General features: G+C 59.9%; 19 protein-coding genes. 10 read left to right on the top strand and 9 right to left on the bottom strand.

Features of this window, described 5'->3' with window-relative positions; translation table 11 throughout:
* Nucleotides 1-12: 12 nt before the first annotated feature.
* From pstA to AC3WK5_RS10725, 6 genes are all read left to right on the top strand, one after another.
* The gene (pstA, locus tag AC3WK5_RS10750; protein WP_054594762.1) at nucleotides 13-1683 is read left to right on the top strand and encodes a phosphate ABC transporter permease PstA; all 1671 of its coding nucleotides are present in this window, start codon (nucleotides 13-15) and stop codon (nucleotides 1681-1683) included.
* A 171-nt stretch (nucleotides 1684-1854) separates the two neighbouring features.
* The gene (gene pstB / locus AC3WK5_RS10745) at nucleotides 1855-2688 is read left to right on the top strand and encodes a phosphate ABC transporter ATP-binding protein PstB (protein WP_054594761.1); all 834 of its coding nucleotides are present in this window, start codon (nucleotides 1855-1857) and stop codon (nucleotides 2686-2688) included.
* Between the two features lie 74 nt (nucleotides 2689-2762).
* The gene (phoU, locus tag AC3WK5_RS10740) at nucleotides 2763-3524 is read left to right on the top strand and encodes a phosphate signaling complex protein PhoU (RefSeq protein WP_054594760.1); all 762 of its coding nucleotides are present in this window, start codon (nucleotides 2763-2765) and stop codon (nucleotides 3522-3524) included.
* A 180-nt stretch (nucleotides 3525-3704) separates the two neighbouring features.
* Nucleotides 3705-4640 (top strand): response regulator, encoded by a 936-nt coding sequence (locus AC3WK5_RS10735; RefSeq protein WP_103314792.1) that lies wholly within the window; start codon nucleotides 3705-3707, stop codon nucleotides 4638-4640.
* A 490-nt stretch (nucleotides 4641-5130) separates the two neighbouring features.
* Nucleotides 5131-5520: a DUF6124 family protein gene (locus tag AC3WK5_RS10730; RefSeq protein WP_103314791.1), complete on the top strand. Its 390-nt coding sequence runs from the start codon at nucleotides 5131-5133 to the stop codon at nucleotides 5518-5520.
* A gap of 215 nt (nucleotides 5521-5735) precedes the next feature.
* A complete protein-coding gene (locus AC3WK5_RS10725) occupies nucleotides 5736-6632 on the top strand; it encodes a M23 family metallopeptidase (protein WP_103314790.1) in 897 nt (298 codons plus the stop codon).
* Between the two features lie 173 nt (nucleotides 6633-6805).
* Here AC3WK5_RS10725 and AC3WK5_RS10720 read toward each other — a convergent pair whose 3' ends face one another.
* From AC3WK5_RS10720 to phoB, 3 genes are all read right to left on the bottom strand, one after another.
* Complete coding sequence (locus AC3WK5_RS10720) at nucleotides 6806-8146, bottom strand: hemolysin family protein (RefSeq protein WP_103314789.1); 1341 nt, start codon at nucleotides 8144-8146, stop codon at nucleotides 6806-6808.
* Nucleotides 8147-8270: 124 nt separating this feature from the next.
* Nucleotides 8271-9557 (bottom strand): phosphate regulon sensor histidine kinase PhoR, encoded by a 1287-nt coding sequence (gene phoR / locus AC3WK5_RS10715; protein WP_256585114.1) that lies wholly within the window; start codon nucleotides 9555-9557, stop codon nucleotides 8271-8273.
* A gap of 81 nt (nucleotides 9558-9638) precedes the next feature.
* A complete protein-coding gene (gene phoB / locus AC3WK5_RS10710) occupies nucleotides 9639-10328 on the bottom strand; it encodes a phosphate regulon transcriptional regulator PhoB (RefSeq protein WP_003177195.1) in 690 nt (229 codons plus the stop codon).
* 151 nt (nucleotides 10329-10479) lie between these two features.
* Between phoB and AC3WK5_RS10705 the strand changes: the two genes are divergently transcribed.
* Nucleotides 10480-10857 (top strand): COG4315 family predicted lipoprotein, encoded by a 378-nt coding sequence (locus tag AC3WK5_RS10705; RefSeq protein WP_103314787.1) that lies wholly within the window; start codon nucleotides 10480-10482, stop codon nucleotides 10855-10857.
* Between the two features lie 213 nt (nucleotides 10858-11070).
* Here the strand turns inward: AC3WK5_RS10705 and ubiA are convergent, their stop codons facing one another.
* Nucleotides 11071-11961, bottom strand: coding sequence for a 4-hydroxybenzoate octaprenyltransferase (gene ubiA / locus AC3WK5_RS10700; RefSeq protein WP_054594753.1), 891 nt, complete (start codon nucleotides 11959-11961; stop codon nucleotides 11071-11073).
* Nucleotides 11961-12524: a chorismate--pyruvate lyase family protein gene (locus tag AC3WK5_RS10695; RefSeq protein WP_103314786.1), complete on the bottom strand. Its 564-nt coding sequence runs from the start codon at nucleotides 12522-12524 to the stop codon at nucleotides 11961-11963. Before AC3WK5_RS10695 ends, ubiA begins: the two co-directional genes overlap by 1 nt.
* 201 nt (nucleotides 12525-12725) lie before the next feature.
* Between AC3WK5_RS10695 and AC3WK5_RS10690 the strand changes: the two genes are divergently transcribed.
* The 3 genes from AC3WK5_RS10690 to AC3WK5_RS10680 all read left to right on the top strand — a co-directional run bounded on the left by AC3WK5_RS10690 (nucleotide 12726) and on the right by AC3WK5_RS10680 (nucleotide 14543).
* Nucleotides 12726-12896 carry a rubredoxin gene (locus tag AC3WK5_RS10690; RefSeq protein ID WP_054594751.1) on the top strand — a complete coding sequence of 57 codons (171 nt, stop codon included), beginning with the start codon at nucleotides 12726-12728 and terminating at the stop codon, nucleotides 12894-12896.
* A gap of 34 nt (nucleotides 12897-12930) precedes the next feature.
* Entirely contained in the window at nucleotides 12931-14079 is a 1149-nt protein-coding gene (locus AC3WK5_RS10685; protein WP_054594750.1) for an NAD(P)/FAD-dependent oxidoreductase, read from the top strand.
* Between the two features lie 188 nt (nucleotides 14080-14267).
* Nucleotides 14268-14543: an HU family DNA-binding protein gene (locus AC3WK5_RS10680; protein ID WP_003195589.1), complete on the top strand. Its 276-nt coding sequence runs from the start codon at nucleotides 14268-14270 to the stop codon at nucleotides 14541-14543.
* 112 nt (nucleotides 14544-14655) lie between these two features.
* Here the strand turns inward: AC3WK5_RS10680 and AC3WK5_RS10675 are convergent, their stop codons facing one another.
* From AC3WK5_RS10675 to AC3WK5_RS10660, 4 genes are all read right to left on the bottom strand, one after another.
* Nucleotides 14656-15267 carry an imm11 family protein gene (locus AC3WK5_RS10675; protein ID WP_103314785.1) on the bottom strand — a complete coding sequence of 204 codons (612 nt, stop codon included), beginning with the start codon at nucleotides 15265-15267 and terminating at the stop codon, nucleotides 14656-14658.
* 11 nt (nucleotides 15268-15278) lie between these two features.
* A complete protein-coding gene (locus AC3WK5_RS10670) occupies nucleotides 15279-19694 on the bottom strand; it encodes an RHS repeat-associated core domain-containing protein (RefSeq protein ID WP_103314784.1) in 4416 nt (1471 codons plus the stop codon).
* A gap of 96 nt (nucleotides 19695-19790) precedes the next feature.
* Nucleotides 19791-20072 (bottom strand): hypothetical protein, encoded by a 282-nt coding sequence (locus AC3WK5_RS10665; RefSeq protein ID WP_103314783.1) that lies wholly within the window; start codon nucleotides 20070-20072, stop codon nucleotides 19791-19793.
* A gap of 32 nt (nucleotides 20073-20104) precedes the next feature.
* On the bottom strand, nucleotides 20105-20539 hold the full coding sequence (locus AC3WK5_RS10660) for a DcrB-related protein (RefSeq protein WP_103314782.1): 435 nt from the start codon (nucleotides 20537-20539) through the stop codon (nucleotides 20105-20107).
* Nucleotides 20540-20556: the final 17 nt, after the last annotated feature.

Genomic DNA, 20556 nt, shown 5'->3' with positions numbered 1-20556 from the left:
AGGTAGAAGTCTGTGAAACAGAACTCCCTGAAAGGATGGTTCAAGAGCGGCGCTCCCGGCGTCTGGATCAGCGGTGGCGCGGTGTCCATCGCGGTCATCATGACCATTGGTTTGCTGGCGGTGATTGCCGTGCGCGGTCTGGGCCACTTCTGGCCGGCAGACCTGATGCACGCCAGTTACAACGTGCCGGGCCAGGCCAACCATGTCGTCATCGGCGAAGTGGTGCAGAAGGAAGAAGTGCCGCGTGAGCGTCTGAAAACCGCGGGTTTGCCAGTGCCGGATCAAGGCCCGGAATTCATGACCCGCGAGCTGATCAAGGTCGGTAACCGTGACATCAACGGCAATGACTTCACCTGGATCGTCGGCGAGTGGCTGACCGACCAGAGCACGCCGCGCGAACTGATGACCATCGAGCGCCGTGAGTGGGGTAACTTCTACGGCTACCTGCTCAACGTCAAACAGGACGGCAAGGTCATCGCTGAAGGCGAAGCGGCGTGGCCGGAGCTGCAAGCGCGGGTGGACCGCGTCAACAAGCTCGCGGCACAACTCAAAAGCCTTGAAAAAACCGACATCGGCGCGATCAACGCCGGCCTTGAGCGGATTCGCCTGCACGGCCGCAAGCTGGAGCTTGAAGGTAAGCTCGATCCGACCGCGCAAGCCGACATGGACACTGAGCGCGCTGAGCTGAACGCTCGTTATAAAGACGTCGAGGCACGCCTGAGCGACCTGCACGCGCAGTTCAACCGCGACAGCCTGACCGCTCGCGATGCCAACGGCAAAGAAGTCGAAATCGGCATCGGCAAAGTGGTTCATGCCTACCAGCCGAACGCCATGAGCTACCTGACCAAGCTGGGTTTCTACTTCAACAAGGTCTGGGAGTTCCTCAGCGACGACCCGCGTGAAGCCAACACCGAAGGCGGGATCTTCCCGGCGATCTTCGGCACCGTGATGATGACCCTGATCATGGCGATGATCGTTACTCCATTCGGCGTACTGGCAGCGGTCTACCTGCGTGAATATGCACGCCAGGGGCCGATGACCCGCTTGATCCGCATCGCGGTGAACAACCTGGCGGGCGTTCCGGCGATCGTTTACGGCGTGTTCGGTCTAGGCTTCTTCGTTTACGTACTCGGCGGCTCGGTTGACCGTTTGTTCTTCCCTGAAGCCTTGCCGGCGCCGACGTTCGGTACGCCGGGCCTGCTCTGGGCCTCGCTGACCCTGGCGCTGCTGGCGGTGCCGGTGGTGATCGTGGCCACCGAAGAAGGCCTGGCGCGGATTCCTCGCACCGTGCGTGAAGGCTCGTTGGCCCTCGGCGCGACCAAGGCTGAAACCTTGTGGAAGATCGTGCTGCCGATGGCCAGCCCGGCGATGATGACCGGGATGATCCTCGCCGTGGCCCGCGCCGCCGGTGAAGTGGCGCCGCTGATGCTCGTGGGTGTGGTGAAACTGGCGCCGTCGCTGCCGGTGGACGGCAACTACCCGTACTTGCACCTCGACCAGAAAATCATGCACCTGGGCTTCCACATTTATGACGTCGGCTTCCAGAGCCCGAACGTCGAAGCCGCACGGCCGCTGGTGTACGCCACGGCGCTGCTGCTGGTGCTGGTGATCGCCACGCTCAACCTGTCGGCAGTGTGGATCCGTAACCACCTGCGCGAGAAATACAAAGCTTTGGATAGCTAATCACCACCGACCCTGTAGGAGCAAAGCTTGCTCGCGATGGCATCACCGCGTTGAACCGGTTAACACTCACCGGCCCCATCGCAGGCAAGCCTTGCTCCTACAAAGAATTGCGTAATCGCAGGCCAGGCCTGCGGTCAACCGAACCGAATTTGTTAGCACAGGGAGTTTCCCATGCAGCACGAAACACACACCCACGGCATCAACATGTCGGCCCTGGGTCGCGACAAACAGAGCCTGAACCTGGCACAGGAAACCGTGGCCATCGAAGTGCCGAGCCTGAGCCTGTTCTACGGCGACAAACAAGCGCTGTTCGACGTCAGCATGAACATTCCCAAGCAGCGCGTGACCGCATTCATCGGCCCGTCCGGTTGCGGCAAGTCAACGCTGTTGCGCACCTTCAACCGGATGAACGATCTGGTCGATGGCTGCCGTGTCGAAGGTGAGATCAACCTCTACGGCAACAACATCTACCGCAAGGGCGAAGACGTGGCCGAACTGCGTCGTCGCGTCGGCATGGTGTTCCAGAAGCCGAACCCGTTCCCGAAAACCATCTATGAAAACGTGGTCTACGGCCTGCGTATTCAGGGCATCAACAAAAAACGCGTGCTCGATGAAGCCGTCGAGTGGGCGTTGAAAGGCGCGGCACTCTGGGATGAAGTGAAAGACCGTCTGCACGAGTCGGCACTGGGCTTGTCCGGTGGCCAGCAGCAACGTCTGGTGATCGCTCGTACCATCGCGGTCGAGCCGGAAGTGCTGCTGCTCGACGAACCGTGTTCGGCACTCGACCCGATCTCGACGCTGAAAGTTGAAGAACTGATCTACGAACTGAAATCCAAGTTCACCATTGTCATCGTGACCCACAACATGCAACAGGCCGCACGGGTTTCCGACTACACGGCGTTCATGTACATGGGCAAACTGGTGGAATTCGGCGACACCGATACCCTGTTCACCAATCCGGCGAAGAAGCAGACCGAAGACTACATCACCGGTCGTTATGGCTAGGATGCCGCTAGCGTTGCTCGCTTAACCATCGCTGCGGTAGACCGCACCTTACCGGACGCTCCAAGGACGCCAACATGATTAGTAAAGAAGGCCTTACCCACCACATCTCCCAGCAGTTCAACGCTGAGCTCGAGGAAGTGCGCAGCCACCTCCTGGCCATGGGCGGGCTGGTCGAAAAGCAGGTCAATGATGCGGTCACTGCACTGATCGAAGCGGACTCGGGCCTGGCCCAGCAAGTGCGCGAGATCGACGACCAGATCAACCAGATGGAACGCAACATCGACGAAGAATGCCTGCGCATTCTGGCCCGTCGTCAGCCGGCTGCGTCCGACTTGCGGTTGATCATCAGCATCTCCAAGTCGGTCATCGACCTGGAACGCATCGGCGATGAAGCGACCAAAATCGCCCGCCGTGCCATCCAGCTGTGCGAAGAAGGCGAGGCCCCGCGCGGTTACGTCGAAGTTCGGCACATCGGCGACCAGGTGCGCAACATGGTTCGCGACGCACTGGATGCCTTCGCCCGCTTCGACGCCGAGCTGGCGCTGTCGGTGGCCCAGTACGACAAGGTCATCGACCGTGAATACAAGACCGCGCTGCGCGAGCTGGCGACCTACATGATGGAAGATCCGCGTTCGATCACGCGGGTCTTGAGCATCATTTGGGTGCTGCGTTCGCTGGAGCGGATTGGCGACCACGCGCGCAATATTTCCGAGTTGGTGATTTACCTGGTGCGCGGTACCGATGTCCGTCACCTGGGCCTCAAGCGCATGAAGGAAGAAGTTGAAGGCACAAGTGCCGAAAGCGCTAATGTTCCGGGCAAAGCTGACGATAAGTAAGATTGCCCAAGTAAAGCGCCCGGCCCTTTGGCCGGGCGTTTTTGTTTGTGTGGCTTTCGAATTGAAACGCCGAATGAAAAAGCAGCACCCGCGAACGAAAAGTCCCGGCGTGACTGAAGAGTTTTGGCAAAGTGCCATCAGCCAGCGTTATGCTTGCCGGGATTTTTATAGGGGTGTTGGATGAGCAAGATCAGTGTGTTGGTCGTGGACGATGCGTCGTTTATTCGCGACCTGGTAAAGAAGTGCCTGCGCAACTACTTCCCGGGTATCCGGACCGAAGATGCCGTCAACGGCAAAAAGGCCCAGGCCATGCTGGCCAAGGAAGCATTCGACCTGGTCCTGTGCGACTGGGAAATGCCGGAAATGTCTGGCCTCGAACTCCTCACCTGGTGCCGTGAGCAGGACAATCTCAAGAGCATGCCGTTTGTCATGGTTACCAGCCGTGGCGACAAGGAAAACGTGGTTCAGGCGATTCAGGCCGGCGTTTCTGGCTATGTCAGCAAACCGTTCACCAACGAGCAGCTGTTGACCAAGGTCAAGCAGGCGTTGAACAAGGTCGGCAAACTCGACACCTTGATGAACAGCGCACCCACCAAGATGAATTCGGCGTTCGGCAACGACTCCCTCAGCGCGCTCACGGGCGGCAAGGCTGGTGTCGTCGCCCCTGCAGCGGCTGCGGTGAATCCGTTCGCCAAGCCCGCCGCCGCTGCCGCGCCTTCTCGCGGTCTGCTCAACAGCCCGCCGGTCAAGGCACCAGCGGCGTCCGCGGCTCCGGCCGGTGGTCGTGGCCAAGGTCAACTGCGCCTGCCCAGTGGTACTCAGCCATGCGTCATCAAAGCGTTGAGCATCAAGGAAGCCTTGTTGGTGGTTAAGCGCACCGACACCCTGCCGCAAGTGCTCGACAGCGCCGTGCTCGACCTGGAGCAGGGCGACAACGCCGAAGTCGCCCGCCTGAATGGCTACCTGCACGCCATCGTCGCCCATGAGCCGAAACCCGACAGCGACTGGCTGCAACTGACCTTCCGCTTCGTCGACCAGGACGCGCAAAAGCTCGACTACATCTCCCGCCTGATCGCCCGCGGCACGGCACAGAAGCACTTCGTACCGGGCGCGTAAGTACTTCGTCGCCTGTTAGTCCGTCTTCGTCGGAACGCCGCCCGGAGCAAGCCCGCTCCCACACTGGTTGTGTGTCGATCACCTAAAGGGTGTCCGACGCCGATCAAGTGTGGGAGCGGGCTTGCTCGCGAAGAGGCCATCGAACTCAGTGCATCTCTCCCTGAAGCGCTCATTGAGCGTTCCCACGTCCTCGGACATTTCCTTCAAGTTGTAGCGGTGTTCGGTAACTATCCCGGCCTGCGGACTAGGGCTAGTCTCACCTTGTCACCAAAAAACGGTGACACGGACGTGCAAGTCCGGCGGGGTACACAATGGGTTATGGCAATTCATCGAGCGTTTTTCTATGCTCGCGAATCGTTATGGCTGCTGTGTATGGGAGACCTTCGGGTCTGCCGGGTAACTCCGCCGGTCTTGCACACCTATGCACAGCTGCCACCTCTTTCGAAGTGCAAGCGAAACAGGGTCAGCTCCATATTGCGGAGTTTCACCTATGTTTAAGCCGACACCGAATCCACCAGAAGACCCAGCAACTTCCCCCTACGAATCCATCGATTCGAAAAAACTCCACGAAGCCGCCGAACGCGCCCTCGACCACCATCTGGGCACGCCCCCACCCAAAATCCACCTGGCCGACGCCCGCAAAGGCCAACTCTTCATCGTCGCCCCCGACGTCGACACCGACAGCCTCCTGGCCAACGCCTCTGAAGACATCGCCTCCATCAAAGCCATTGCCGGCGACCTCGCCTTCGAAATCGAAGGCTCCCGCCGCAACGTCGCCCTCGCCATCTACCGCATGGCCGAAGGCGCCCAACTGCTGATCGACCGCGCCATGGACAACCTCGACCCACCGAACCCAACGGAGTACCGGGTCAAGATGTAGCTGATCGTTAGTTGATCCTTCCCACGCTCTGCGTGGGAATGCCGCCCCAGACGCTCCGCGTCCGCTTTGGTGCGTGACGCAGAGCGTCACAGGATGCGGGAGCGTGGGAACGATCATCAAAGGTTTGGGAGCGATCATTTGAAACATCTGCCGACTACGCAGGTCGATTCTGGCTGCTAGGCTGTTTTCAGGCCTTCCTCGACAGAACCTTGCCTATGTTCACGCGATTGCTGTTTTTCTGTGGTCTGTTCATGGCCTCCACCTCGGCTGTGGCTATCACTATTTATAAATCCACCAGCGTGACGGGTGTGGTCTCCTACAGTGACCGCCCATCCCATGGCGCGCGGATCTTTGTGTTCCGCGACCGCATGGAGGAGCACCTTGAGCGCCAGGTACTTCTCGATATCAAGAAGCAGAGGGACACGCACAGTGTGTTTGTGCGCAACGATTTGTATGCGCCGGTAGAGGTCGAGCTGAGCTTCACCGGGCTGAAGAATGTCAAGGGTGCGCCGGCACAGCCGATCCGCCGGGTGTTGCCGGCGCGCAGCACCGTGCGTCTGGCGTTGCTCACGGCGATTACGCCGGGCAAGCCGCTGGCCTATACCCCGACGTTCAACTATTCGCTGGGCAACCCCACAGATACCACGTTGGCCTATCGGTATCCGCTGCCGTGGCGTGGTGGTCCGTTCCACCTGACTCAGGGCCCTAATGGCCGATACAGCCATTTTGGGGTCAAGAACCGTTATGCCATGGACATCGCGATGCCTGAAGGCACGCCGATCATCGCGGCGCGTGGCGGGGTGGTGGTGAAAACCGAAAACCACCAGAGCGGACGCGGCACCGACCCGTCGGGCAATTTCGTGCGAGTGCTGCACGATGACGGGACCATGGGCGTGTACCTGCACCTTCAGCGCGGCTCGGTGTGTGTGCGCGAAGGTCAGCGGGTGGCAGTCGGCAGTGCGCTGGGGTTGTCGGGCAATACCGGCAACAGCAGCGGGCCGCACCTGCACTTCGTGGTGCAGCGCAATAGCGGTTTGGGGCTGGTGTCGATTCCGTACCAGTTCAACCAACCGGTGGGCAGCTTGCCGAACTTTGCGCTCGGCAAACAATAATCCAGGTCACTGCGATCAATTGTGGCGAGGGGGCTTGCCCCCGCTGGACGGCGAAGCCGTCCCCAAACAGATCAGCTCGGTGTGTCAGGACGAGCGCTATTGCAGGGTTTGGGGCCGCTACGCGACCCAGCGGGAGCAAGCTCCCTCGCCACAACAGCGGGCTCGCGCAGGGTTCAATCGAGCATCAGCACCTTGGCCAAAATGATCTTCGGGCCTTTCATCTTTTTGATGATGATCCGCAAACCTTCGACTTCCAGCACTTCTTCCTCTTCCGGCACCCGTTTCAGGGTTTCATAGACCAGCCCGGCGAGGGTTTCCGCTTCGACGTGGTCCAGATCGATGCCCAGCAGGCGTTCGACCTTGAACAGCGGTGTGTCACCGCGCACCAGCAATTTGCCCGGTTGATAAGCGAGAATCCCGCGTTCGGCCTTGCGGTGTTCGTCCTGGATGTCGCCAACCAGCACTTCCAGCACGTCTTCCATGGTCAGGTAGCCGATGATGTTGCCGTCAGCCTCTTCAACCACGGCGAAGTGCGAACCGCCCTTGCGGAACTGCTCCAGCAACTGCGACAACGGCATGTGCCGCGATACGCGTTCCAGCGGGCGGGTCAGCTCGGCCAGGTTGAACGACTCGGGAATGTGGTCCAGCGCCGCCAGTTCCAGCAGCAGGTCCTTGATGTGCAGCAGGCCGACGAACTCCTGGCGTTCGCTGTCGTACACCGGGTAGCGGCTGAATTTGTGACGACGGAACAGCGCTAGGATTTCCTTGAGCGGCGCGTTGAACTCCAGCGTCACCAGGTCTTCCCGGGAATTGGCCCAGTCGACGACTTCCAGTTCACCCATTTCCACGGCGGAGGCGAGTACGCGCATGCCTTGGTCGCTCGGGTCCTGGCCACGGCTGGAGTGCAGGATCAGTTTCAGTTCTTCACGGCTGTAATGGTGCTCGTGATGAGGGCCGGGTTCACCTTGGCCAGCAATCCGCAGGATCGTGTTGGCGCTGGCATTAAGCAGGTAAATGGCCGGGTACATCGCCCAGTAGAACAGGTACAGCGGCACCGCCGTCCACAGCGACAGCAGCTCGGGTTTGCGGATGGCCCAGGATTTTGGGGCCAGTTCGCCGACCACGATGTGCAGGTACGAAATGATAAAGAAGGCGGTGAAGAACGACACACCCTTGACCACTTCCGGCGAGTTGACGCCGACTGCGCTCAGCAACGGTTCGAGAATGTGCGCGAACGCCGGTTCACCGACCCAGCCAAGGCCCAGGGAGGCGAGGGTGATACCCAGTTGACACGCCGACAGGTAAGCGTCGAGCTGGCTGTGTACGGTGCGCAGGATCTGCCCGCGCCAGCCGTTTTTATGGGCAATGGCCTCGACCTTGGTCGAGCGCAGTTTGACCATGGCAAATTCCGCCGCAACGAAGAAGCCGTTGAGCAAAACCAGGATCAGTGCAAAAAGAATCATGCCGAAATCGGCGAAGAGTGAAGCGAGGGTCACGCCAGGGGAAGGGTCCATGATGGAGTTTTGCGGGTTCCGTATATTCGAAAAGAAAGGGGATTGCCGAGCCTGAAAGGCAGGCCCAAGTCAGCCAATGTAGCGGCTGACAGGTCGATTGCCTAGTGTTCAGTCAACCTTCGCGCTAGTCGGTCAGCGAGTTGACCCGCGATTTTGTCACCTGTGCCGGCGCGAAATGGCAGGTGAACGTGCTGCCATGGCCGAGCACGCTGCTGATCTCCATTCGCGCACGATGACGTAACAAAACGTGTTTGACGATGGCCAGGCCCAGCCCGGTGCCGCCGGTATTGGAGTTGCGGCTGGAGTCGACGCGGTAGAAGCGCTCGGTCAGGCGCGGCAGGTGTTTGTTGTCGATGCCGATTCCCGAGTCCTGCACGCTGAGGTGCGCGCCTTGTTCGTCACCCCACCAGCGGATGCGGATGTTGCCGCCGTCCGGGGTGTATTTGACGGCGTTGAACACCAGGTTCGAGAACGCACTGCGCAACTCGGCTTCACTTCCCTTGAGCATGATCGACGGATCGGCTTCCAGGGTGATGTGCTGGTTGCGCTGCCCGGACAGCGCCTGGGCGTCGCTTTTGATCGATTGCAGCAGACTGTCGATCGGCACCGGCTGGTTGTCCGACGGGTAATCGGTGGCTTCGAGCTTGGCCAAGAGCAGCAAGTCGTTGAGCAGCGTCTGCATGCGTCCGCCCTGTTGCTGCATTTGCTGCAACGCACGGCTCCAGCGCGGATTCACCTCTTCGACGTTATCGAGCAGGGTTTCCAGGTAGCCGCAGATCACCGTCAACGGCGTGCGCAGTTCGTGGGAGACATTGGCGATGAAGTCTTTGCGCATTTGCTCAAGCTGATGAATGCGGGTGACGTCGCGCACCAGCATCAAGTGTTCGTTGTTGCCGTAACGGGTGATGTACAGCTGAATCCGCATCCGGTCGTTGGTCGGCGAAGGGATTTCCAGCGGCTCGGCGTAGTTGTCCTGCTCGAAATACTCCTTGAAGCGCGGATGACGCACCAGATTGGTCACCGGCTGACCGCTGTCCTGTGGGGTCTTGAGGCCCAGCAAGGTTTCAGCAGCGCGGTTCCACCATTCCAGGTTGCCGTCGCTGTCGAGCATGATCACTGCGTCTTTCAACGCTGCGGTGGACTCCTGAACCCGGTCGATCACCGCTTGCAGGCGTCCGCGCACGCGCTGATCGCGCCGTTGCAGGTGATAGATGCTGTCGAACACTTCGCCCCACAGGCCATAGCCATCGGGTGGTGGTTCGTCGGGCTTTTGCAGGCGCAGCCACTCGTGCAGGCGCAGCAATTGCTTGAGGGTCCAGGCCAGGTAAATGCCCAGGCCTGCGGCCAGGCTCCAGCCGTAATAGCCAGTAATCAGGCCGATCACCAGGCAGCCGGTGACCAGTAACAGCATGTGGCGGATCAGAGTGCCATGCCAGTTTTGGTTCACTTAAACTTGCGTCCTTGTCAGCGTGTCGAGCAGGTAAGGGCCGGCTCAGGCCTTGGTAGAAAACCGGTAGCCGGTGCCACGCACGGTTTGTACCAGATTCTCGTAGGCATCGCCGAGAGCTTTGCGCAAACGGCGAATGTGCACGTCGACGGTGCGCTCTTCGACATACACATTGCCGCCCCAGACCTGATCGAGCAATTGCCCGCGGGTGTAGGCGCGTTCCTGATGGGTCATGAAAAACTGCAGCAAGCGGTATTCGGTCGGGCCCATCTCGGCGGGTTTGCCGTCGATGGTCACGCGGTGGCTGATCGGGTCCAGCAGCAGGCCGCCGACTTCGATCGGTGCTTCGCCATCGGTAGGGCCGGCACGACGCAGCACGGCTTTCAGGCGTGCAACCAGCTCGCGTGGCGAAAACGGCTTGGTGATGTAGTCATCAGCGCCGACTTCCAGGCCCTGGATCTTGTTGTCCTCTTCGCCCTTGGCGGTGAGCATGATGATCGGGATATCCCCGGTCAGCTCATCACGCTTGAGACGTCGGGCCAGCTCGATGCCTGAAGTGCCGGGCAGCATCCAGTCGAGCAGGATCAGGTCCGGTTTACGGTCGACAATGATGGCGTGGGCCTGCTGGGAGTTTTCGGCCTCCATGCAGTCATAGCCGGCCATTTCCAACGCAACGGCGATCATTTCGCGAATGGGCGCTTCGTCGTCGACGATCAGAATGCTCCTGCCAACCATGCCTTAATCCTCTTGTCATTTAACTGTCTTGCGCCGCATTAGATAACGGAATTATTGCAGTCGTGTGACAGTATTTTAGCCGTGCGGCGATCAGCGCAATCCTGAACTACGCTCTAAGTTCGAATCCTGACAACCACAAAGGAAGGTTTCCATGACTCACTACGCTCAATCGTTCAAAGCCTTGGTGTTGGCCGCTGCCCTGGCATTACCGACACTCGCGCTCGCTGCCGAGCCGGCAATGATGAAGGACGGCATGATGGTCGATCAAAAGGGCATGACCTTGTACACGTTCGACAAGGACACAGGCGGCAAGTCGATGTGTAACGGTGATTGCGCCAAGACTTGGCCGCCGATGATGGCCCCGATGGATGCCAAGCCCATGGGAGAGTGGAAGCCAATCAAACGCGACGACGGAATGATGCAATGGACTTATGACGGCAAGCCGATGTACACCTACAAAATGGACATGAAGCCCGGCGACAAGAACGGTGAAGGTTTCAAAAATATGTGGCACATGGCGAAGCACTGATCCATACACAATGATCTGAACCTCTGGCAGACCCGCCCCTTTGAGGGCGGGTTTGCCTTTACGCGATCCGTAGCAGCTGGCGGAGCCTGCGTTCGGCTGCGTAGCAGTCGTAAATCCTGCCTCCACAATCAGCCTGAAAGAACGCAGCGCCTGATTTTACGGCCGCTTCGCAGCCGAACGCAGGCTTCGCCAGCTGCTACAGGGACGTGGGTATCAGCGAGTTGCGTAATCCAGCACGATCCCGACGAAAATCGCCAATCCGGCCCAATGGTTATGCAGGAAGGCCCGGAAACACTTCAGTCGGTCCCTGTCGCGGGTGTACCAGAATTCCCAGGCAAAGCACGCGGCCGCAGCCAGCAGCCCGAGATGGAACCAGCCGCCCAGCTCGAATTTCGATCCGGCCAGCAGCAAGCATCCGAGGGCCAGGCCTTGCAGGGTGAGAATGATCACCCGATCGGCATCGCCAAACAGAATCGCCGTGGATTTCACACCAATCCTCAAATCGTCGTCGCGGTCGGTCATGGCGTAATAGGTGTCGTAACCCACCGTCCACAGCAGGTTGGCAATCCACAGCAACCAGGCGATGGCCGGCAGTTCACCGGTTTCGGCGGTGAACGCCATCGGCATGCCCCAGGAGAACGCCGCGCCCAGCACCACTTGCGGATAATAGGTGTAGCGTTTCATGAACGGGTAAGTGGCGGCCAGCGCCAGACCGCCAAACGACAGCCAGACCGTGGCTGCGTTGGTGCACAGTACCAGCAGGAAGCTCACGCCCATCAGCAGTGCAAAGAACACCAGCGCTTCTTTGGAGCTGATCTTGCCGCTGACCAAGGGCCGCTGTTCTGTACGTTTCACGTGCCCGTCGACTTTTCGGTCGGCCCAGTCATTGATCACGCAGCCACCCGCACGGGTCAGCACCACGCCAAGGACGAAAATCACGATATTGGCCAATGACGGCGAGCCTTTGCCGGCAATCCACAGCGCCCACAACGTTGGCCACAACAGCAGGTAAATGCCGATGGGCTTGTCCATGCGGGTCAACTGGATGAAGTCCCAGGCGCGCGGGTTCACGCGATTCAATGACTTGAGCAGACTTTGGTACATCAGCAGTTCTCCGTATTCGCGCCGGCAGCGCGCCACAGGGCTGGCAGGAATATTTCCGCAACCAGCACGCTCAGGTCCCCCCGGTCGAAACGCGAGCGCCGGCCCCACAGTTCCGGTGCTTGAGACTCACTTGGCAACCATTCGACAGGATAGTGACAAACCTCGATGGCGCGGCGCTGGAACGCCTGATCGCAAAACAACAGCTCGCCCAGGGAGCGGCTGCCCAACTCATCCATATTCAACCCGCCGTCCTGCAGCGAACTACGGGCCGCCACACTGCGGGCAAACACCCAGGCTTCGCCATGACCGCGCAAATACACCTCACGAACCCAGCCTTCACTGCCTTCGGGCAATTCCAGTGCGGCGCATTCGTCTGAGCGCAAAGGCTGCCAGCCTTCGAGCAATGGCGTCACGCTGAAGCCGTCATCCGACAAACGGGTCAGGCGGCGGGTGAGCGAGCCCTCATCGAACAGCCAGTCGAGGGTTTGCGCGTCGGGTAGCGGGGTCAGCTGGCTTTGTGGCAGCCAGAACAGAGCAGGGGCGAGGGGTTTTGAGTGCGGCACAGTGAGTCAGTATTGGCAGCAAATGAGGCGGCGAGCTTACCATGTCGGTCGGTGATATTGACTGATCAGACCGGGTAGTGGCCGCGAACAGACTTGCATCTGCTGCGCCCGATCAGTACAAAACGCCTTGAGCCGGACGGCAAACCCTTATCGGGTGATCGTTCGCGCCGGTAAAAGCCTGAGAACCTGAGGAAACAAGTAATGAAAAAGTGGCAATGCGTGGTCTGTGGGCTGATCTACAACGAAGCCGACGGCTGGCCGGATGACGGCATCGCGGCCGGAACCCCGTGGCAGGACGTACCGGAAGACTGGCTGTGTCCAGACTGTGGCGTCGGCAAAATGGATTTCGAAATGATCGAAATCGCTGCCTGATCACAGATTTTGATGAATTGAAGAGGAGTAAGGAATGAACGCACCTGTCGTGATCGTCGGCACTGGGCTGGCTGGCTACAACCTGGCCCGGGAGTTTCGCAAACTCGATGGCGAAACACCGCTGCTGCTGATTACCGCAGATGACGGACGCTCTTACTCCAAACCGATGCTCTCCACCGGTTTCGGCAAGAACAAGGACGCCGACGGCCTGAGCATGGCCGAGCCTGGCGCCATGGCCGAACAGCTGAAGGCTGAAGTGCGGACCCATACGCGCATCAGCGGCATCGACCCGGGCCACAAACGCCTGTGGATCGGCGAAGAAGCCGTGGCCTATCGCGACCTGATCCTCGCCTGGGGCGCGGAAACCGTGCGGGTGCCGGTGCAGGGCGATGCGCCCGAGGCGATCTTCCCGATCAACGACCTCGAAGACTACGCACGCTTTCGGGCAGCGGCTGCCGGCAAGCGTCGGGTGTTGTTGCTCGGCGCTGGCCTGATCGGCTGTGAGTTCGCCAACGACCTGATCCTCGGTGGTTACGAGGTGCAACTGGTCGCGCCGTGCGAACAAGTCATGCCGACGCTGCTTCACCCGGCGGCGGCCGCAGCTGTGCAGGCTGGGCTGGAAAGCCTGGGCGCGCAGTTCCACCTCGGCCCGGTACTCAATAGCTTGCAACGCACCGATGACGGGCTCGAAGGGCATTTGTCCGATGGCCAGGTGATCCCCTGCGACGTCGTGGTTTCCGCCATTGGCCTGCGCCCGCGCATCGATCTGGCGGCCGCTGCCGGCTTGCAGATCAACCGCGGTGTGGTCGTTGACCGTCATCTGAAGACCTCACACGCCAATATTTATGCCTTGGGCGACTGCGCCGAGGTCGATGGGCTGAATTTGCTGTACGTGATGCCCCTGATGAGTTGTGCGCGTGCGCTGGCGCAAACCCTGGCCGGCAACCCGACAGCGGTCAGCTACGGTGCGATGCCGATTACCGTGAAAACACCGGTCTGTCCATTGGTGGTTTCCCCGCCACCACGGGGTTTTGAAGGTGCCTGGACCGTCGAAGGGCAGGGCGCCGACATCAAGGCGCTGTGCCGTGATGCCAGCGGAAAATTGTTGGGTTACGCGCTCACCGGGGCGGCAGTGATGGAGAAACTGGCTCTAAACAAGGAGCTTCCGGCGCTTTTGGCGTAAATACCGGTCGTTCTGTCGGAATCACCCCGCTTTTGCCTCTACAAAGGTCGCCCCGAGACTGGCGCCGCTCGTAACCGCATGCCATCCTCACTCCGTCTGCCGCAGAGTAGAGCCTGCGGCGCCTTGGGCGCTGTTCCGGAAGAACAGCACGGACATAACAACAAAAAACCGTCAAAGAGGCTTCACTCATGCGTAAACCAGATCTCGCCGCAGCAATCGCTGAAAAGGCTGACCTCACCAAAGAACAGGCTAACCGCGTACTCAACGCCGTCCTCGAAGAGATCACCGGCGCTCTGCACCGTAAAGACAGTGTCACCCTGGTGGGCTTCGGTACTTTCCTGCAACGCCACCGTGGCGCGCGCACCGGCAAGAACCCGCAAACCGGTGAGCCAGTGAAAATCAAGGCCAGCAACACCGTTGCGTTCAAGCCGGGCAAGTCGTTGAAAGACAGCGTCAATCCGTAACAGGTAAGCACCGTCTCGGGGCGGTAAAAAAATGGGCACGCCGACTGGATCGGGTGCCCATTTTTTGTGAGCGCTGATTGGTGCATTTTAGCGAATGCCTTCCACTGGTAGATCACGCTTGGTTTTTATAGGGGGAGAATGAGCGCTCAGCGGTGTAAAAGCCTAGTCCTTTGTCGCCTTTGAATTTTTGTTCGATCATGGCGTCCGCCAGCTCTCGGGAAATCAAAAGATCTCCCGAATCACGCTCGCGCGCAATTGCGCCCATTCCTACGGCGTCATCATGAAGCCAAATTTCATTGAAGTAGAGTATTGAGCCATCGTCAGAGAGTTCTGCTACCGACTTGCTGTGATCAACCGCGCTTATCGCCTGGGCAGCATTGACGATGTAATAGACTTCGCTCACCTCCTCCCCGTCGGCAGCAATACTTGTGGGAGTCAAGAGCTCAATATGGTGACCGGCGTTCTGGACGAGGAAACTCGCTAACCGTTGGCTCACCAACGGGATGTCGCCTAATAACCATAAGCAGTCGTAAGCCAACAATTTTTTCTTTTGGCATGGGAAAAATATTTTGGGTTTATCCATTTCGGCAGGGTAAGGCTCACCTGTCAGTAGGGACAAATAGTCAAAGTTCGATCCTGCCGTTTCATAGGAGCCGCGCTCGGCATCGTATGAGCCAATCAATTTATCGTTGTAATAAATAGGGGCTTTCCAGCTTAAGATCATTTCTGGATCTCCTAATTGTAATGAGCGCCAGGGCGTGCATTTTTATTCAGTTGCCTTTCGCCCGAGCGGAGTAATTTGCGCTCGTTGGACACTATTTTATCCAACGCTTTGCGGTATTGGGCCTGATTCCAATTGTCTCGTTTGCCGATTTTTTCCACCTGGTCCATTTTGCTTCCAAGGTTTCGGTTGACTCTACCCGCATGGCGTCCCTCGTGGATTGATCGACGCCCATCAGTCATGGCCCTGGCCTTATTGGGCAGGAATATTTTGTTCTGCCGGCTTTGTAGGTCGAACCCTGCCAATTTCAGCAGAGGGTGATTTTTCGTACTGTCGTGTTTGTCGCTCAGTATGTGGTGATCCTGGTACCCCTGTTTTTTCAGACGACCGATACGTCGGTTTATAGATGACGTACAACTCCAGCCCAGGGGGTCAATCCAGACATATGGGTTGGCTGCATACAGATAAAGATTGATTCCCCCCGCCAACCCAATCGGATCCGGCGTCGTAAACCGCCCCACATCCGGATCATAGAACCTGAACGTATTGAAATGCAGCCCCGTCTCCCGGTCCAGGTACTGTCCCTGGAATCGCAGGTTCTGCTCTTCAATGTAGTACGGCTCGCGCACCTCTTCTAACGTGTTGCCCCACACCCGATAAGTCGCCTGCCAGACGTTGTGGCCGTCCGCTTCGGTGAGCTGTTCCGGCAGGCCGTTGAGGTCGTTGTGGTAGTAACGGATTTTTTGCAGCGGGCCGGTGCCGTCGACGCGGGCCAGGGGTTCGTAACCTTCGTCTTCGTAGAGGTAGAGGCTGGTCTGCTGATGGCGATGTTCCTGCAACAGGCGCAGGCCGTCCCAGGTGAAGCGGGTTTCGCCGAGTGGGTAGCCGTGGGTGTCGTGCTCGGTTTTTTCAATGCGTCGGCCCAGCGGGTCGTAGGTCATCCTGACCACGCTGCCGTTTTCGTTGCGCACTTCAATCAACCGGCTTTCGGCATCGTAGGCGAAGCGTTGCAGGCCCCGTTTAGCGCTGCGTTTTTCGATCAGCCGGCCAAACGCGTCATAGCGATAACGCTTGTCCTGATAGGTCAGCAGTTTGTTGTGCACCACCAGCCCGGCACCGGGTTGCGGGGCGTCCAGCAGGTTGGCGGCGGCGTCGTAGGCGAAGGTTTCGCGCTGGCCGTGCGGGCTGTCCTGGCTGGCGATGATGCGGCCGGTGGCGTCGTAGTGCAGCAGTTGGCGGTGTTGCGCGGCGGGTTGCTGGTCGAGTTTACCGATCAGGTTGTCGGCGGGGTCGTACTCGAAGTGCTTTTGCACCGCTGCCGGCAGCAGCGAGGGCTGGCTGCCGTGGCGACGTTGGCGTGAGCGCAAGCGGCCGCTACGGTCGTATTCGCTGCGGGTGCTGATCTGGCCTTGGGTACGCAGCACTTCGCGGTGCAAGCGGTCGCGTTCGAAGTCGCTGATGACCTGGCCGTCGAGGTTGATCTGGTGCAGGTGGCCGCTGCCGTAGTACAGGCGATTGAGCCAGCGGCCGTCGGGCAGTTGGGTCTGGATCAGGTTGCCGAGTTCGTCGTAGTGGTGGTGCAGGCTGCCGGCCGTGCTTTGTTCTGCGAGCAACTGGCCGAGGGCGTCGTAGGCGAAGCTCAGGGTTTGTGCGTTGCCGTGGTTGTCGGTGAAGGTGACGGCGGTGAGCTGGTCCAGTGGGTCGTAGCTGTAGTCGGTGCGGCCATCGTCGGTGACTTTGGCGATCAGCCGGCCAACGGCGTCGCGTTCCAGACGATGAACGATGGGGGCCGGCGGTGCTTCGGGGACGACGGCCAGACCGTTGCCGTAAGGCGCCGGAATCGCCGTGACCGCCGCGACGTTATCCAGCAGATCGTAGGTGTAGCGCTTGGCGCTGCCGTCGAGGTCTTGTTGTTCGGTCAGCCGGTCTCCAGCATCCCAGGCGAACCGATAACTTTCACCGTTCTCATTGGTCAGCGCTTGCAGTCGCCCGTAGCGGTCATACCCGAACTGCACCTGCCGGCCATGGGCGTCGGTGCGCTGGCGTACCTGGCCGCGACGGTTATGTTGATAGAGCGTGGTGTGCCCGGCCGGGTCGGTATAACCGGTCAGCTGGCCGCTGACGTCGCGCTGATATTGCTCGGTGCGGCCGTCCGGCAACTGGCTGCTGAGCAACCGCCCCTGGGCGTCGTAGCTGAACTGGGTGCGTTCGCCGAGGGCATCGGTGATGGTTTGCAGATAGCCCCGGTTGTCGTAGCTGAATCGAGTCGGGTAACCCGAGCAATCGATGTGTTCGATCAGTTGGCCGAACGGGTTCCAGCGCAGTTTTTTGCTTTTGCCGGTGGCGTCGATGATCTCGACGACCTGGCCGTGGGTGTCGTAGCGGTAGCGGGTGACATGGCCCAGCGGATCGGTTTCGGCGATGCAGTTGCCGCGCTGATCGTAGCGATATTGCCAGCTGTTGCCGGCGGCATCGGTTTCCACCAGCGGCAAGGCCCAGTGTTCCAGCCATAGGGTCGAGTCACTGCGGCCCAGCGGGTCGGTTTCGCCGATCAGGTTGCCGGCGTCGTCGTAGCTGTATTCGTAGCGCCCGCCCAGCGGGTCGGTGGCGCTGAGCAGTTGGCGTTCGTCGTTCCACTCGAACTGCCAGGTCTGGCCGAGGTTGTCGGTGTACTCGGTGATCTGGTGCTGGCTGTTCCAGCGCCGTGTACTGACGCGCTGCGAGCCATCGGTGATGCGCGTGACACCGGCGACGAGGTCATAGTCGAACTGGTAAGTATCGCCCTCGTCGGTCCAGTGGCGGACCACGCACCATTCAAGGTCTTCAACTAACGCCCATTCATAGAAGCATCGCAGCCCCGTGGGCAATTGATGCTCGACCATTCTCCGCCCGGCGTCGTAGCTGAAGCGCCGTTGCACCTGGCCGGTGGCGTCGCGCACCTCGGCCAGATTGCCCATTGCATCGTAGCCATAGCTGACGAGCACTTCGCGACGTTGGTCGGGGTACAGGCGTTCCACCCGAGCCACGCGACCGCCTTCATGAATCAGCTCGACCTGCACCAGATCGAAAGTATCCCGCAGGCGCGACAATCGTCCGGTTTCGTCATAGTCGAGGTAGATGCGGTTGTCGTTGCGGTCGCCCAATTGATCAAGGCGCAGCAGCGCTGTATTGCCCGGCGTTGGATTGAACAAACGGTATACGCCGTCATCGCTTTCAATCAACAACTGCCCATTAACGTGCCGTCGAACGCTCAGCCCTTCACCGGCACTGAACACCGCGCCGCCCAGAGGAATCGAGCCCATATCGATGCGCCGTGCTTGTTCATCGGTGTAGACCAGCGTTTCCCCGCCCTCCGGGTGAGGCAGGATTTCCACGCACACTTCGTAGGACACGCTCCAGCCCGCGCCGAACAAGCTGTCGCGGCGTTCGTCACGGCTGTTGTAGAAGCGCTGCCAATCGATCGGCAAGACACCGGGCAGCATGAAGTCCAGCTCATCGTCGCCCCCCAGCACCTTGGCCCCGGTCGCGGCGTGCACCGGGTTCGACGAACCCATGGCCGCGTTGGCCATCGCGCTCATGGCGCTGCTGACAGCCATCGACGTCGCGCCGCCGATCAGCATGCACGGCAGTTTGCTGAAGAATTTGCCTTTGCCGCCCTTGAGCATCAGCAACGCGGTGACCGCCAGCCCTACGCCCGGGGTCTTGCCGCTGCGGATCTCGCGCACCACCACCGAGCCGCCACCAATGGTGACGTTGGGTGAGATCAGCCCGGAACCCACCACCTTGGCGTCGCAGGTGGTGCGGTCGCCACTGCGCACGGCCGGTTGGCCGTTGATGGTGACTTTGTCCGAGCCCTCGGCCAGAAACTGCGGCGGCATCGGCGGATGCTTCATGCAGGTGACCAGGTCCAGCGGCTTGGGCACCGCGCCGGGCGCCGGGGTGGCGACGGTGGGGCGCCACATCTGGGAGAAGAAGCTCTCGGCCATGTCCAGATAGCTGGGCTCGGCTTCGGGCTCGGGTGTCTCCAGCTCGGTACCGGCCGGCGCGACATGGGACGGGATCGCCCCGGCGGCGCGGGCAGCGGGAATGTTGTTGGTGAGGGTGTTGGTGGAACCGGTGAGAATCGTCGCCTGCACCGTGGGCGGAAACAGCGAATTGCTGAAGCTCTCGCACAGGTTGCTCAAGCCTTTGTCGGCCCCGGTCTTGCTCATGGCGAGGCCGACGATCGTGCCCACCACCGCGCCGAGCAGGAAGCAACCGAGGCCGCCGGTGGCGACGGTGATGCCGGTGGCCGCGACCACGGCAGCGGTGGCCAGCGCGGTAATCGCAATGTTGGCCGCTACCTCAAGCACGCCGCCAAGAATGTCGGCCATCATCGAGGTGTGGTCGAGTGCATCGCCCAGCCGGGCGGCCCAGAGTGCGTCAGACATGCAGGGGGCTCATCCGACGCAAGCGTCTGGCCGCCGCACAATCGCTGTGCTTGTTGCGCAATTCGATGCCTTCCATTGCACCTTGCTCCTTGTAGGTTACGGCATACTCATCAGCGCCATTCTCAGGCGTTTGATCAGCTTCTGATTTTTGAGGCAATCGGCCGGCCGTTTGTTACCGAGGGCGGGCACTTTCTGTTCGATCCACCACAACCCTTCCTCAAGCCCTCTTTTACCGTTGAGGATGACGGCCATATCGAGGTGACCATCCATTGCTTTGGCCAGTGTGCGGGCGTTGTCGTCGAGATACTCCTCTTCGTATAACCGCACAAGCATTTGCCATTCGGCATCGCCAGGGTAATCGTCTTCCAGTTGTTCCATCTTCAGAGTGCGTCAGACATGCAGGGTGCTCATCAGGCCGGAACGTCGAACAACAGCGAATTCTTGATGGTCGCCCAATGCGCGGCTTCGGCATCGCCGAGTTTTTCCGCCTTCACGTAGCTCAGGGCGAGCATTTTGCGGGTTCCGGGCAACACCAGCGCCAATTGGTACTGGAAGACTTTGTCGTTGCCCTTGTTGAACTGGCTGCGCAACTCGATGCCTTCGACGTCCTGGTTGGCACCCAGGCGCACGGCGACGCCCGGTTGAAAACGCAAATCCTGCACTTGTTTTTCCAGGCGTTTGAGCTGGTCGTCGAAGTTGCTTTGCAGGGTTTCGCCGTCGGCCAGCAAGCTGCGGCTGACGATCAGCGAAGTGCCCAGTTCGGCGAACTTGAGGATGTTGATCGACGCGTCCAGTAACTCGCTTTCCGGCAGCTGGAACTGGAATTCATTGATTCGGTAGGTCATGGAACACAGCTCTCGTG

This window comes from Pseudomonas sp. FW306-02-D09B (assembly GCF_058782685.1).
This window is presented reverse-complemented; position numbering and strand designations above follow the sequence as displayed.